The 14,399-nt window shown below is 64.4% G+C and carries 13 protein-coding genes; 3 read left to right on the forward strand and 10 right to left on the reverse strand.

Annotated elements, in window-relative coordinates; translation table 11 throughout:
• Position 1: 1 nt before the first annotated feature.
• From GJG85_RS19090 to GJG85_RS19110, 5 genes are read right to left on the reverse strand one after another with little or no spacing between them, the layout of a single operon-like run.
• Positions 2-928, reverse strand: coding sequence for an ABC transporter ATP-binding protein (locus GJG85_RS19090; RefSeq protein ID WP_050014107.1), 927 nt, complete (start codon positions 926-928; stop codon positions 2-4).
• Positions 925-1,890, reverse strand: a complete 966-nt coding sequence (locus tag GJG85_RS19095; protein ID WP_050014108.1) for an HlyD family efflux transporter periplasmic adaptor subunit — start codon at positions 1,888-1,890, stop codon at positions 925-927. The genes GJG85_RS19090 and GJG85_RS19095 overlap by 4 nt, the downstream gene beginning before the upstream one ends.
• 42 nt (positions 1,891-1,932) lie before the next feature.
• Positions 1,933-3,147 (reverse strand): alpha/beta fold hydrolase, encoded by a 1,215-nt coding sequence (locus GJG85_RS19100; RefSeq protein WP_089489397.1) that lies wholly within the window; start codon positions 3,145-3,147, stop codon positions 1,933-1,935.
• On the reverse strand, positions 3,140-4,351 hold the full coding sequence (locus tag GJG85_RS19105; protein WP_050014110.1) for a phosphoadenosine phosphosulfate reductase family protein: 1,212 nt from the start codon (positions 4,349-4,351) through the stop codon (positions 3,140-3,142). The genes GJG85_RS19100 and GJG85_RS19105 overlap by 8 nt, the downstream gene beginning before the upstream one ends.
• Positions 4,348-5,601: a hypothetical protein gene (locus GJG85_RS19110; RefSeq protein ID WP_204384275.1), complete on the reverse strand. Its 1,254-nt coding sequence runs from the start codon at positions 5,599-5,601 to the stop codon at positions 4,348-4,350. The genes GJG85_RS19105 and GJG85_RS19110 overlap by 4 nt, the downstream gene beginning before the upstream one ends.
• A gap of 1,073 nt (positions 5,602-6,674) precedes the next feature.
• Here GJG85_RS19110 and GJG85_RS19115 point away from each other — a divergent pair.
• Positions 6,675-8,054, forward strand: a complete 1,380-nt coding sequence (locus GJG85_RS19115; protein ID WP_050014112.1) for an MFS transporter — start codon at positions 6,675-6,677, stop codon at positions 8,052-8,054.
• A 506-nt stretch (positions 8,055-8,560) separates the two neighbouring features.
• Here the strand turns inward: GJG85_RS19115 and infA are convergent.
• The 4 genes from infA to GJG85_RS19135 form a co-directional block, all read right to left on the reverse strand.
• A complete protein-coding gene (gene infA / locus GJG85_RS19120) occupies positions 8,561-8,824 on the reverse strand; it encodes a translation initiation factor IF-1 (RefSeq protein WP_006483034.1) in 264 nt (87 codons plus the stop codon).
• 464 nt (positions 8,825-9,288) lie between these two features.
• On the reverse strand, positions 9,289-9,492 hold the full coding sequence (locus GJG85_RS19125) for a cold-shock protein (RefSeq protein ID WP_006483056.1): 204 nt from the start codon (positions 9,490-9,492) through the stop codon (positions 9,289-9,291).
• A gap of 397 nt (positions 9,493-9,889) precedes the next feature.
• Positions 9,890-10,306 (reverse strand): type II toxin-antitoxin system VapC family toxin, encoded by a 417-nt coding sequence (locus tag GJG85_RS19130; RefSeq protein WP_235356229.1) that lies wholly within the window; start codon positions 10,304-10,306, stop codon positions 9,890-9,892.
• Positions 10,293-10,529 (reverse strand): DNA-binding protein, encoded by a 237-nt coding sequence (locus GJG85_RS19135; protein ID WP_050014174.1) that lies wholly within the window; start codon positions 10,527-10,529, stop codon positions 10,293-10,295. Before GJG85_RS19135 ends, GJG85_RS19130 begins: the two co-directional genes overlap by 14 nt.
• Before the next feature lie 509 nt (positions 10,530-11,038).
• Here GJG85_RS19135 and GJG85_RS19140 point away from each other — a divergent pair.
• Both GJG85_RS19140 and GJG85_RS19145 read left to right on the forward strand, forming a co-directional pair.
• The gene (locus GJG85_RS19140; protein ID WP_235356230.1) at positions 11,039-12,316 is read left to right on the forward strand and encodes an acyltransferase; all 1,278 of its coding nucleotides are present in this window, start codon (positions 11,039-11,041) and stop codon (positions 12,314-12,316) included.
• Between the two features lie 91 nt (positions 12,317-12,407).
• On the forward strand, positions 12,408-13,796 hold the full coding sequence (locus tag GJG85_RS19145; protein WP_050014114.1) for a DHA2 family efflux MFS transporter permease subunit: 1,389 nt from the start codon (positions 12,408-12,410) through the stop codon (positions 13,794-13,796).
• A 9-nt stretch (positions 13,797-13,805) separates the two neighbouring features.
• Here the strand turns inward: GJG85_RS19145 and GJG85_RS19150 are convergent, their stop codons facing one another.
• Positions 13,806-14,186: a DUF4377 domain-containing protein gene (locus tag GJG85_RS19150; protein WP_089489398.1), complete on the reverse strand. Its 381-nt coding sequence runs from the start codon at positions 14,184-14,186 to the stop codon at positions 13,806-13,808.
• Positions 14,187-14,399: the final 213 nt, after the last annotated feature.

The following is a 14,399-nucleotide window of genomic DNA, read 5'->3' on the forward strand; positions in this document are numbered from 1 at the left end:
ATCAGCCGGGCTCCCCCGATGCGTCCTTCATCAAATGCAGGAAAACGTGCTCGATATTCGTCGCGATTCTGTGAACCTCGACACCATCGCCGCAGACGGCTGCGAGACTCGCCGCAAGCATGGCCTCGTCGCGTCCCGATACGTGCAGTGCACGACCGAACGCAATCACCTGTTCGATGCCCGGCCGGCCCTTGAGCCGGTCGTTCAGCCGGACGAGATCGCCCCCCGACACCGACCAGGTATGGAGCGCGTGCCTCCGTACGAGATCACCGGCCTCGCCGTGTGCCAGCAGCGTGCCGTACGAGATGTAGGCCAGCTTGTGGCAACGCTCGGCCTCGTCCATATAGTGCGTGCTGACGAGCACCGAAATACCGCGGGCCGCCAGACGGTGCAGTTCCTCCCAGAACACCCTGCGCACGCCCGGGTCGACACCGGCCGTCGGTTCGTCGAGCAGCAGTAGTTCCGGCGACTGCAACAGCGCAGCGGCAAGCGCCACCCGCTGCTTCCAGCCGCCCGACAACGAGCCGGTCAGCTGGCTCGCGCGCGACTCCAGACCCATCTCGGCGAGAATTCGCGCGACGCGTTGCTTTCGCGCGTCGATCGCATACAGCCGGGCGACGAAGTCGAGGTTCTCCCGCACCGTCAGATCGTCCCAGTACGAAAAACGCTGCGTCATGTAGCCGACTCGTCGCTTGATCTCCCGGCATTGCGTCAGGATGTCGAATCCGAGACAGGTTCCGCTGCCGGAATCCGGCGTCAGCAATCCGCACATCATGCGCAACGAGGTTGTCTTGCCACTCCCGTTCGGACCGAGAAAGCCGAATATCTCGCCGCGGCCGACCTGCAGGCTCAGGTTCTTGACGACGTGCCGGGTGCCGAAATGCTTGTTCAGATCGCGCACATCGATCAGCGGCATCGCACGGTTCATGGCGTCACCTCGATCGGCAGGCCGGGATGTAGACTCCGCGCGGCAACGGTATCGGGCCGCGCCTCGACGAGAAACACCAGCTTCGAACGCGCATCGTTGCTGTAGATGACCGGTGGCGTATATTCCGCGTCCGACGCGATATGGCTGATCGTCGCCGTATAGCCGCGTTCGCAGCCGTCGCATGCGATCCTCACGACACGACCGACGTGTAAATTGGCCAGCGCGGCCTCAGGCACGAAGAAGCGCACTTTCGTATTGCGATCGACCAGAATCTTGACTACCGGGTTGCCGGCGACGACCCACTCGCCCGGCGTGAAGAACGTATCGACGACGACGCCCTCGCCGGGGGCCTCCACGGACAGTTGCCGGTATTGCGTCTGCAACCGTTCGTATTCGGCCCGCTGTGCGTCCGCGCTCTGTCGTTGAGAATGCAGTTGACCGTCGCGTGCCGGCAAACGCGCCGTCCTCAGTTGACTGGCGAGCTCGCTGACTCGTGCTTTGTCCACCCGGGCTGCCGCACGTTCGCGTTCGAGCTGATCGCGCGAGATCGCCTGTATCCGGTAGTCGTCTTCTGCACGCGCGAGCCGTTGCGTTGAAAGGGCGGCGCTCGCCCGGGCCTGTTCGATCTGTGCCTTCACCGTATCGATTTCCGATGGGCGCTTGCCCTGCTGCAGGTCGCCAAGTACGTTCAGCGACGATTGCCACTGGTGATACTGACGCTTGATCGCCTGTTCCAGGTCCGGCGCGCCGATCTCGAAGACGACCGCGCCCGATTCGACACGATCGCCGCGCGCCGCGCGCAATGTCTTCAGGTTTCCCGCGTATGGCGCAGACAGATAGGAAAACTGCCCTTCGACATAGCCGTGATACGTTTCCGGCGACTTGGTACAGCCCGCGGCGAAGAAGCACGCGCAAACGAAGCCGTACCCGACCCACCGGGGCATGAGCGTGATGCGTTCCATAGTGAAAGAACCGAATGTGGCGCGGTTGTATGCGATGAACGCTTACGCGGTCGGCGCGCGATGGCCCGACTGGCATCGAGCGCCGATTCGCTGCCTGTAGGCATCGAAAAACTCCGCGGCTGCAGCTCGCCGGATTTCCGTCACGTATTGCGTGCAGCAATGGTCTCCATCGGCGAACAACGTCAGCTTGACGCCGTCGGTTCGCCCGAGCTCGTTCAGGGTATCGCGCAGCCATGTCTTGTCTGCGACCGACACCAGCGGATCGCGGCCGCCATGAACGATGTGGACACGGGCACGGATCTTTCCGAGCATCGTGACGTCGCGGATGGCGAAGTGGTCGACCGAATCCCGGGCGTCGTCGAGCGACGTAATGCCGAGAATCTGGCAAAACTTGCTTTTCAGGAAGAAAGGCAGCTTGTTGAATTGGCGCGCATCGACCGGGCCGCCCAGATCGAGAATCGCTCCAACACGCGAGTCGACTGCTGCAATCTTGTAAGCCCACATGCCGCCCCAACTGATACCGGCAATGGCATAGCCTTCCGTGTCAATTCCCGGATAGTCGGTCAACGCGTCGACGGCCGCGACGATCGCCTCGTCGAAGTTCTCCGGCCACGTCGCGCCATCGAGCAGAAATGTTTCGCCTTGCCCTGGGCCGTCGATGCACAACACGGCAAAACCCGCTTCGGAAAACAATAGCTCGCTCGCAAGATGCTCTTCCTTGACGTCGTCCATGCCGTGCACGATCACGACCAACGGAATCGGCCCCGACGATAAGCTCGGTTCCGGCAAATGCAGGTTCGCCCACATCGGTTTGCCTTGCCAGTCGATGCGCATACGGGCGAATCGCCCACCAAATGCCCGGCGTTCGGCCTCGATGTAGAAGTCTCGACAGTGCCGATAGGCCCTCGTCTTCGCCTCCGAAAGCGGCAGGCAGCCCCATTGGACCAGATGGGCGAGGAACGACAACCGCCGGTAGTGCGCAATGGCATCGTCGCCAGACATCCCAGCCAGCATCGCCTCGACCTGCCGAATCTCGGCTTGCAGGAAGTCCATGCCTTCCGTCGGCCAGTCGGAAAGACCGTCTATCGCCGCAAGGAAGCGATCGAGCGTGTTCTGGTCGAACAGCGCCGCCCGCCAGCGATTCCAGAACGGCCGCGTGATGTTCTTCACGCCCACGACGCGCGACAGCGCGAAGACGGCGCGACTCAGAATGTGATCGGCAAAGGAGTAGGTCTCGGTTTCGCTCAGGTTACGCATCGTGATTACCCTGCCTAATCTTCACGCCGAGTTCGGCGGCCTCCTGCTCGCTCAAGCCGAGCATGGTTGCGCCGAGGCGCACGATGGCCGGATCCGGCGAGCCCGCGGCCGCCTGATCCGGCGCGTACCCGAGCCGACGTTCGTTCGCGTCGATGACCTGATACAGATCGAAACCGAATCTCGAACGCATGACCGCCCGGCCCAACTCGTTGATCATGCAATTCGAGCTGCATGCGCCCGTATTTTTCGGGCGGATCCAGTCATATCGATCGATAAGCGCAATCTGGATCTCCCTCTCGGGCTTGCGCACGAGTTCGTAGTACGGCACGAGCACGGTCGGAAACCCGATCTTGTCGGGATCCGCATCGAGCGAAGCCGCGTGATCCGGGATCGCTTTGCGGAACGGCTGCACGAACCTGGCGACGAGATCGTTGACCTTCGGCAAGGCTTGCGCCGACAACACGCCCGCACCCTCCAGATTCAACCGGTTCTGCCCTTTCTGCGTGCCGATGAAGCACAGCGGAATGCGATGACGATTCGCAAAGGCGCTTGCGCTGACCGCGATCAGCGAAAAACACGGCCAGCACGCGGAGCCGTACGTCATGGCTCCCTTCTGTAGATCGACATCCGAGTTCCCGTCGATCGAAAATCCCGATCGGAACAGCGTATCCGCAAGCGCTTTATCCGGACGTTCGATCACAAGCGGAATACCGAGTTTGGCGGTGACGCGCCGTGCACTCTCGAGTGTTTGCGGCGACTGGTAACCGGGATCCAGCATCCACGCGCAAACATTCAATCCTTTCTCCGCCAGTTGAACCAGCATGTAGGTGCTGTCCTTGCCGCCGCTGTAGAGCACCATCGCGGAATACGTCGAACGCGGTTCGCGTGCCGGAATCGAATCGAGCATGGCGGCCGCCGTCCCGAGACCGCCGTCACCGACGATTGGCAAGCGTTTCGCGACCGACAGCGCCTTGTGACGCCAGGTTCGTTCGCCGTGGGCGCTGGAAATAATCGCATCGAGCAACCATTCGTGATCGGCGTCTCGTTCGTATTCGCGGCGGCGCCGATCGGATTGCATGCCCGAACAGTGTGCGCATAGCGCCGACGCTACGGTCTTGTCGACGTCGGTGCCATTCATCAGCGCGTCGTAGTGCAACGGCATCCCGCAGCGATTGCATCCTCGATAGATCGGGATCGTCTTCACGAACGGCCTCCTCGCTCGCCGGACAATCCGTCCCCATCGCGCAGAAAACGGCGGAAAGCGGTCACATCAAGCACATGCTTTCCGCATTGGAGGGACGGAATTCCGAACTTCAGCTCATCGAACGCGCGCTCGTAGGCGAGCAGTTGTGCCACATCGGCCTCGCCGATATTGCTTGCGAGCTGCGGCAGACTGGCGCGTAATACCCCCTCGGCCAGGCACGACCATGAGACGACGCTGCCGTGTCCGACGTCATCGGCGAAATCGAACGGAAAGAACGACCGATATGCGGTCGCACCTGCATCGACGAGCCCTGCGTCGCACGGAAGGATGTCGCCACGTGCCCGCACGCGCGCCCACGCTGCGTTGCGATCCCAGCAATATGGCTGGCTGTCGTCGATCAGGATCGTGCCGGCGCGCACGAGGTCGATATCGAGGATGGATGGCGTGCTGACCGCACTGACGATTACGTTGGCATCGCGGTAGCACCGGCTGCCATCCGGCAACGCGTAACGCGTCGGAAGCACCTCTACCGATACCCGCATCGGTGAACATGCCATCACTTCGTCTGCAATCGCGCGAACCCTGTCCTGCTGTTGCAGCGTGTCGACGAGGATCAACTCCGCGGGTCGCGTGGCCCGGGGCGAGTGCGCCAGCAGCCTCGCTACTCCCGCGCCCACACTGCCAACGCCAAGGATGGCGAGGACCGCATCGCCACCGCTCAATCCCGACTCGGACAGTGCCTTGTCGATCTGCCGGACGATCGAGACCGACGTCACCGCATGGCCGGTCGTCAATTCGATACCGAGTTCCTTCGAACGTGCTTCGATGCGGCGGCCGTAATTCGTCAGCGCCCCCGTCAGGCCGCCCAGGCAGACATGTCGTGCGCCCATCGCGGCCGCCTTGGTCAACCCCTCCTTCTCCATGCGACTGCGACTCGATGCACGCTTTCTCGGATCGAGCATGTCTTCCGCGAGAATCGGCAAAAAAAGGATTCCGATGTTGATGCCTTTCGCCTCGATGATCTCGCCATAGACGGGTTGCAGACAGTCCAGCAGATCAGCGAGTGCGTCGCCGTCGAGCATGCCCGCCCACGGAAACATCCGCTCGACATCGGCTCTATCGCGCGGATGAGTCAGCAGAACGACGTCCACGTCGCGCGGCGCACCGCGTCTCAGCCATTTTCTCTGCGCGGAAGGACCAAAATAGACATTCGATGCCGTTGCGGATCGGGATTCTTTTGTTTCATCCATTGATGCGCCTCCATCATTAAAATTCGAATAGACACGACAAATCCATACAGGATGGATTTAAATTCGATCAGATGTGGTAAACCGCAAACCCGAATGCGACTAGACCAAAGAAAAACCCGCAAGCGAAGCGAATCGCCATCGTCAGTTGGGACGCACGATGCAGGAAAGTAAAACTCGGGACGAAGCAAAAACCCCCTAGACTGGCGACGGATTCTATTTTTATGGAATCAATGCGTCAATGCATGACGATGCGCCTTTTCATTCTAATTTTGAGATTGAGGTGATAATTTTCAGTTTGAAACAAATTTATCACTAGGACACGTACTAAATAAAATCCGTCAGCCGAATAAACTCCGTGGCATGCTTCAGAAAATTGGCGACCCACGAGGCCGATCATCGCAATTCCGCATTGCCGATAGTGCCCTCAGTATGCCGATAGCGATAAAGCAAACCAATTCGTCAATCCGGTAGCTGAATGGTTTTCGGCATCGCAACGGCAACGTTCCGGCCTGTGGTCGTGCCGACCGCCTGCCCCCGCGACGGCCAATCCCGCCGTCCCGACAAAAAACGCGGAGGCTTGAGCTCCGCCGATGGCAGGCTTGCGTGCGATGGCGCCGCGAACCAGCCGCGCTGCACGCGCTGGTCCGTGACGCGCTGGCACGAAAGAACGTGACCGGCGCGGCATGCGGGGCGCCGCTCGCGCCGCCGGTGCCGATCAATCAGCAAGCGGGCCGCTCGGCCGCCGTTTTCCTGGGACGCGATTCCGATTGCCGGCCGCAGGTCTCGGACGACGCTGCAGGCCATGTTCAAGCTGACCCGCAGCAAAGCGTCGCTGGTGCTGCATCTCACGCAAAAAGGTTGTCGCTCCGGAATTCTGCCAAAACGACGGCGCCCCACCACAGCCCCGCGCGGTTAATTTGCCCCCGGTGTTGTGGGAAATGGGCGTGACGCGGCAGACCGAGCTGACGAGCAGACTGGCATGCCGTTTGCGTCGCTGCCCTCGCCCTGCTGACACCATGCTGGCAGCAGGCGGCGCTTAAGCTCGCATGATCGCCCGCCCAGGAATGTCGCCCATGACTCGTCCCGGAGAAGTTTCTGCGCTCGTCGGCCGCATCGTCAAACGCCGCGGCGTGACCCTGCTCACGCTGTGCCTCGCCGTGCTCGTCGCCCAGATCGACACGGCCGTCGTCAATCTCGCCACACGCGCGATCGGCGCCTATTTCCATGCCGGTGTCGGCGCATTGCAATGGGTGGTCGACAGCTACAACCTCACGTACGCGGTGCTGTTGCTGACCGGCGGACTGCTCGCCGACCTGTACGGCCGCCGCCGCGTCTTCCTGGCAGGCACGGCCGTCTTCACCATCGCGTCGCTGCTGTGCGCACTCGCGCCGTCGGTGTCGGTGCTGATCGCCGCACGCGCGCTGGCCGGCGTCGGCGCGGCGTTGTTGCTGCCGGCGTCGCTCGCGATCGTGCGGGTCGTGTGGCGCGACCCGGTGGAACGCGGCCGCGCGCTCGGCATCTGGGCCGCGTGCAACGGCGTGGCGATGGCGATCGGGCCGACGCTCGGCGGCGTGCTGATCCGGCACTTCGGCTGGCGCAGCATCTTTTTCGTCGTCGTGCCGCTGAGCATCGCCGCGATGCTGCTCGCGATCCCGGCCGTGCCCGAGTCGTCCGATCCGCACGGCCGGCATTTCGACGGCGCGGCGCAAGTCACGGGCGCACTCGCGCTCGGCGCGCTCGCGTATGCGGCGATCGTGTTCCGCGAGGCGCCGGTCGCATGTTCGATCGCCGGTTGCGTCGCGGTTGCGTCGTTCGTTGCGTTCGTCGCGATCGAGCGCCGCCACGGCGAATCCGCGCTGGTGCCGCTCGACATTTTCCGGATCAGCGCGTTTCGCGGCGCGATCGCGGCGACCACCGGCATGACGTTCGGGATGTATGGCGTGCTGTTCCTGCTGCCGCTGACGTGGCAGAGCACCGGCCGCCTCGATTCGACCGGCGCGGGCCTCGCATTGCTGCCGATGGCGCTCCTGTTCGTCGCCGTGTCGCCGTGCTCCGGGCGGTTGTCGGAGCGCGTCGGCACGCGGGCGGCGACGGCCGGCGGCGTCGCGGTGATCGCGAGCGGACTCGTCGCGATCGGCGCATCGGCCGGTTCGTCGAGTCTGCTCGGCGCGGAGATCGGGCTCGCATTGACGGGGCTCGGGATGGGGGTCGCGACGGGTCCTTTGATGACCGTCGCGGTGGGCGCGGTCGACGCCGCGCGCTCGGGCACCGCGAGCGCACTCGTCAACGTCGCACGCATGACCGGCGCGACGCTCGGGATCGCGGTGCTCGGCACGGCGTTCGCAGCCGCGCACGGCGGCGCGGCCAGCCTGCGCGTGGCGATGTTCGCCGGCGCGGCGGTTCAACTGACGGGCGCAATGGTATCGGCAGTCAGCGTGCAGCGGGCCGCATGACGCGTCAACTGCATGCTCGCCCTTCGCTCGACGATGCTTCCCGCCACACTTGCGCGTCCGGTGCTCGGCGCGTCTCTGCAGCAGCGCCGGCATCAGTTCCTCGATGTACTGCCACGCCAGCCCGCGCGTAAAGCCGCGGGCGAACGGCGTCGCAGCGTGCACGGTCGGTCGTCGGCCCGTGCGGTTTCAGCGATGCAGGCGACGTTTGTCGCATGCGATCCGAACGCGCGGCTCGTGACGATACCGAATGGCGGGCAGTAACCGATGCCGGAATGTTCGCTGTATTTCGCGATGGCGATCGAGGATTGCCTGCGGGACGCGGCCGCCTGAGCGAGGAACACGCGCGGCGCCGGCAAAGGCGGGAGAGGTAGAAGTAGCCGCCGCGGCGCGATGGCGCCGCTGGCGACCGACGAACGGCGCACCGTGCGCCGTTCATCCGGTTCGTCCGGCCACGGGGCCGGACAGTTGGCGATCGGTGCGCGTTGCTGCGCACCGGTCCTGGCCGCTTAGCGGCGCGGCTGCCCGCTTCGCGGCGGACGCGGGGAATTCGCGTCCTTGTGCCGGAAGTTGATGCGGCCCTTGGTGAGGTCGTACACCGACAGTTCCAGCGTCACGCGATCGCCCGCGAGAATGCGGATGTGGTTCTTGCGCATGCGGCCCGACGCGTACGCGCCGACCACGACGCCGTTTTCCAGCGTGACACGGTATTTGCTGTCCGGCAGCACTTCGTCGACGATTCCGTCCAGTTCCAGCAGTTCTTCTTTTGCCAAACCAATTCCTCCAGACAAGGTGATTGACCGCGGCCGCGGCAACTGCCCGGCGCCGCTCCCGCAAACGGGACGGCGGCCGGCAGGCAGCCGGGATCGGTTCGTTCAGACGGGCCTCGGGCCTGTCTTGCGATCGGAGCCCGGCGCGTTGCGACGTTCGGGCGGTCGGTGGCTGCGGCGCCAGCAGCGCCGCGCAAGTCGGGACCGCGCCAGCTACGGCATGGCGGCGGTCTGCTCGGGTTGATGCGTTGAAGCGGTGATGCGCTCGCGAAACGACGTGCGCTTCGCGAGGGCGTTGCGTCGCATGCGGTTCACGCATGCGATGAGGGAGGCGTCACGACCGATGCATCGTGAATGTCGCGATGCATCGGTCGTGCGCATCGGAACGCACAGGCCGCCGTCATGCGGCGCCCGCGCGATACTCCATTCGGCATCGGCCGCCGCTTGGCGACCGCTGCCGATGCGGCTTACTGCGGCGTGATGTTCGACGCTTGCAGACCCTTCGGGCCGCGCTTCACTTCGAAGCTGACCTTCTGGCCTTCGGCCAGGGTCTTGAAGCCCGTGCCGCGAATTTCGGAGAAATGGGCGAACAGATCGTCGCCGCCGTTGTCCGGGGAAATGAAACCAAAGCCCTTGGTTTCGTTGAACCACTTGACGGTACCGGTATCCACAAATACTTCCTTAATACAAATAATTGAACATGCGCCCGCGACGGGCACAGAAAGAATCAAAGAGGGAGAGACCAACGACTGCCGCACGGTGTACGGCCAATGATGAGCAATCGGACTTCTTGATGACTTCGGTCTCGGACACTACGCGGTACCGGACGTTTCGTCAAGTTATTTTGATGCGGCGCACAAGCACGAGCGCTTCGGACGCGTTCCATGACGGAGGTTTTGAGTCGACACAGCCCGTTTGAATGCATCCCTCGTTCTTTGCTGACCGCCCGCTTTTACTGCGGCTCCGATTCGTGTCACCACCACAAACCCAGCATGTCGGTCTACAGCGCCATGGTGCCCGGCGCGAACAGCGAATGCGTCGCACGCGGCATCGAGCCCGCCCCCGGCGCTAGTCGAACGGATTCAACAACCGAACGCCGGTGCGAGCGAAATCGTCGACGTTGCGCGTGACGACCGTCAGATCATTGATCAGTGCGGTGGCCGCGATCAGCTTGTCGAGTTCGTGCGTCGGATCGGGCACGCGCAAATGCCCCCACATCTGGCTGATCTCGATATCGACCGGTAGGATGTTCGGCGCATAGCCGGACACGATCATCGCCATCCAGGCCTCGAGCGCCGACGCCTGCGGGTGATCGCCGCGATGACGGATCAGGTCGACGCCGCGCCGCAGCTCGGCCACCGTCACGACGGACAGGTAAAGCGGGCTCGCTTCGGCTTCGGCCTGCCTGAAGAACGCCCGCACGCCGCGGTTGGTTCGCCTGCCCTTCCTGATTTCGCTGATGACGTTCGTATCAATCAAAAACACGCGTGACCTCGCCTGAATCCTGAACACGTTGGAAATCCGCGTCTTCGCCCACCTCCGGCATGCTCATCAGCACTTGCGCGAATGTGCGCCGCTTCGGTCGGCCGAGCGCTTCGGCCAGAATGGCTCGATGTTCGGCCTCGGCGCTCCTGCCATTAGCCGCGGCCTGCTCGCGCAGGCTTTGAACGATAGTGTCATCCACGTTACGCACCAGAAGATTTGCCATGAGTACCTCCATCCAGATTTGCTATCAATGATAGCACCATGAAGGTAAATTGCAAGCATTGCTATCACCTTCAGGACCGGACGGATCCCGGGTCGGCGTAGACCAGCGGCAACGGACGGCAGGAATCCGCCCTTCTTCCGCCGCTGGCCCGACGCATCGAACTGCTGTCGCTCAAGGTAAGCCCGCGCCGGACGACGGGGAAGCCGGCCGAATGGCCAGTCGCGTGCCATTGACGACGACGAATGTCCGACCGGCGAGGAACAGGATTTGCGAGGCGAGCCCCGCAGGCGACCAGCACGACGAGTACGCGCCCGCATCGATTCGCCCTGAAACATCGTGTTGCACAACGGGCCGCCACATCGCCCGCGACGCTCGCAATCGTTTGATACCATCGGATCACAAGACCGGCGATCGAAAGCCGTGCGAAGCGCGCAGAAGACCTTGCATCGACGCGGACCATCCGACCATCCGTGCCTGACATCCCGATCCAAGACACGAGACGCTCTTCAGTGGACTTTGTTACGCCCTCTCTGGAAACCCTGTTCTCCCCGACACCCGACAAACTCTACTTCCCGGCATGCGTTGCGGCCGTGGCGATCATCGCGTGGCTCGTCGCGCGACACGTGCCGTTCTACCGGTCGGCCGTCGACAAGTCGCTGTCGATGCGCTATCGCAATCTCGACGGTTTCCGCGGCCTGCTGGCCGTCTCCGTGGTCTTCCATCATTTCGCGTGCAACCAGGCGTTGCTGTCGACCGGCGTCTGGGGTGCCGGCACCGATTTCCTGCGCAATCTCGGCACGATTCCCGTCGCGATGTTCTTCATGGTCACCGGGCTATTGTTCTGGGAACGCGCATGCCGAGGCGCGCTCGACGTGCGGAACTTCTTCGTCGGACGCGTGCGACGCGTCGCGCCGCTCTATCTGTTTTACGCGGCCGTCATCGTCGTCTGCACGCTTTACTGGTTTCCCCGCAACGCCGTCGGCGCACCGACGCAGTTGCTGGCCGACCTGCTCAAGACCGTTTCGCTCGGCTGGTTCGGCGCGTTCCCGATCAACGGAGCGGAGCGGACGCCGTATCTGAGCGGCGTCTGGTGGACGCTCGCCTACGAATGGCGGTTCTACGTCGCCGTTCCGTTTCTCGCCTGGTTCGTCGCCACACGTGCGTGGCGCAAGCTGCTCGCGCTCGCGATCGTCACGGCGTGCGCGGCGCTGTTCGGGCCGCCCGGCGGCATGGCGCTGCTGTTCGCGCTCGGCGCGGTGGCCTACGAGGTGTCGCGGCACCCCGCGATCCGCGCGCGGCTCGCGACGAAACCGGCGGCGACCGTCGCGCTGCTGATCCTCGCGATGTCGCCGTCCCCGGCCGAACGCTATTCGATCGAAGGCGCGCTGCCGCTGCTCCCGGTGTTTCTCTGCATCGCCAGCGGGAACACGTTCTACGGCCTGCTCGACACCCGGCCGCTCGCGCTGCTCGGCACCGCCAGTTTCAGTATCTACATGATCCACATGGTGATCGTGTACATGATCATTCATGCGTTCAACAAGTTCGTTTTCCCGATCAATTCGGCTGGCGATTCCGGCATCTGGGCGCTCGCGCTCGCATGCGCGCTGGTTGCCGTCCTGTGTTCGCTGCTGACTTACCGCTATGTCGAGCATCCGTTCATCGCCAAGCGCCACGACGCACGCGCGGCACGCCGCGCGACCGCGCAAACGCGCCTGCGCCACGTCGAGCAGCGTCCCGCCGACGACGAACATGCCCTCGATGCGGTCGGCGAGACAGCTTCCCGATGACCGGCGGAATCGGTACCATCGAGCGCTTGAGGCCCGGCGGCCGCCGCGCGACCCCGCGCCGGCGCCCGTCTTCCGTACCACCGATTTCACCATGTCCCGCGAACCCACACATTCCGCGCTGCTCTGGATCGTCGCCGCGGCGTTCTTCATGCAGTCGCTCGATACGACGATCGTCAACACCGCGCTACCGTCGATCGCCCAAAGCCTGCATGCGTCGCCGCTCGCGATGCAGCCCGTCGTGGTCGTCTACACGCTGACGATGGCGATGCTCACGCCGGCCTCCGGCTGGCTCGCCGACCGGTTCGGCACGCGCCGCGTGTTCTCGGTCGCGATCCTCGTGTTCGTGGTCGCGTCGATCGGCTGCGCGGCGTCGCACACGCTCGGCCAGCTCGTCGTCGCGCGCGCCGTGCAGGGCATCGGCGGCTCGATGCTGCTGCCGATCGGGCGGCTCGCCGTGCTGCGCCGCGTGCCGGGCGAGCAGTACGTCGCGGCGATCGCGTTCGTGTCGATCGCCGGCCAACTCGGCCCGATCGTCGGGCCGACGCTCGGCGGCTGGCTCACGCAGGCGATTTCGTGGCACTGGGTGTTCATCGTCAACGTGCCGGTCGGCGTGATCGGCTTCATCGCGGTGCAACGCTACCTGCCGCACGACCAGGCGACGCAGCCGCCGCCGTTCGACTTCGTCGGCTGTGCGCTGCTGTCGGCCGCGATGATCGCGCTGTCGCTCGCGATCGACCCGCCGATGTCCGCGCACCGCACCGCGTGGGCGACCGGGCTCGCCGGGCTCGGGCTGGCGAGCGCGCTGGCGTACCTGCCCCACGCGCGGCGCCGCACTCAGCCGCTGTTCCGGCTGGGGCTGTTCCGCGAGCCGAACTTCGGCTCGGGGCTGCTCGGCAACCTGCTGTGCCGGATCGGCACGAGTTCGGTGCCGTTCCTGCTGCCGCTGCTGATGCAGGTGCAGCTCGGCTATACGCCGCTGCAATCCGGGCTGATGATGCTGCCGGCCGCGATCGCGGGCGTCGTCGCGAAACGCTGGATCGCGCCGCTCGTGAAGCGCTTCGGCTATGCGGCGTTTCTGGTCGTGAATACGGGGATCGTCGGCTTCGCGATCGCGGGGTTCGCGCTGGTGTCGGCGCGGCCCGCGCCTGTTCTGGAAGGCGTGCTGCTGATCGTGTTCGGCGCGGCGAATTCGATGCAGTTCGCCGCGATGAACGGCGTGACGCTCAAGGGGCTGTCGCATGCCGATGCCGGCAGCGGCAACAGCCTGTTCACGATGATGCAGATGCTCGCGATGGGGCTGGGCGTGTCGATCGGCGGCGGGCTCGTCAACCTGTTCGCTGCCTATCGGGGCTCGATGGCGCACGGGTTCATGCTGTCGTTCGCGTGCATGGGCGCGGTGACGCTGCTGTCGTCGGTCGTGTTCCGGCGGATCGATACGGCCGCGCCGCCGGCCGGTGCGGCGGCGCGCCCTTCCGCGTGATCGCGGCCGTCAGTTCACCTGGCTGCGCTCGACGACGCGCTTGAGCACCCAGCGGATCGACGAACCGTCGGCCGGCGGCCGCGCGACGCGGTATTCGTCGACTTCGAGCGTGTACAGGTAGCCGGGCTGGTACGCGAACCCTTCGATTCCCGCATACCACAGGCTCCACGGCTCGCTCGGGCTGCTGCGCACCTGCAGGCACTCCATCGGCGCGACGCCCGTGCAGCGCGCGGACTGCGGCGCGACATAGACCGTCTTCGTCACGGGCGTGCCGTCGGCCGGGCGCGCCGCGCTCGGCGCGATGGCAGCGGCGTCGGTCTGGCATCCGGCGACGAGCGTGCTGCCGGCAATGACGGCCGCGCCGAGCAGCGTTCGAATCTTGTGAATCATCTGGTATGCCTCTGCGAGCGTTGGAGGGCCAATTAGACGAACCGCCCGGTGAGAAGGTTCACAAACACCTTACTGAACGTGCTCGACTGCCGTCGTTTATCGGATGTCGCGTGCGAGCCGATACGTTACCGTGTTCCGGTTCCGCCGCGCGCTTCGTCACCGGCCGGGCGATCGCCGTCGACGGCGGCTTCACCGTATGGTGATCGTGTACCA

The organism is Burkholderia sp. MS389, from assembly GCF_016899425.1.
GTDB lineage: Bacteria > Pseudomonadota > Gammaproteobacteria > Burkholderiales > Burkholderiaceae > Burkholderia > Burkholderia sola.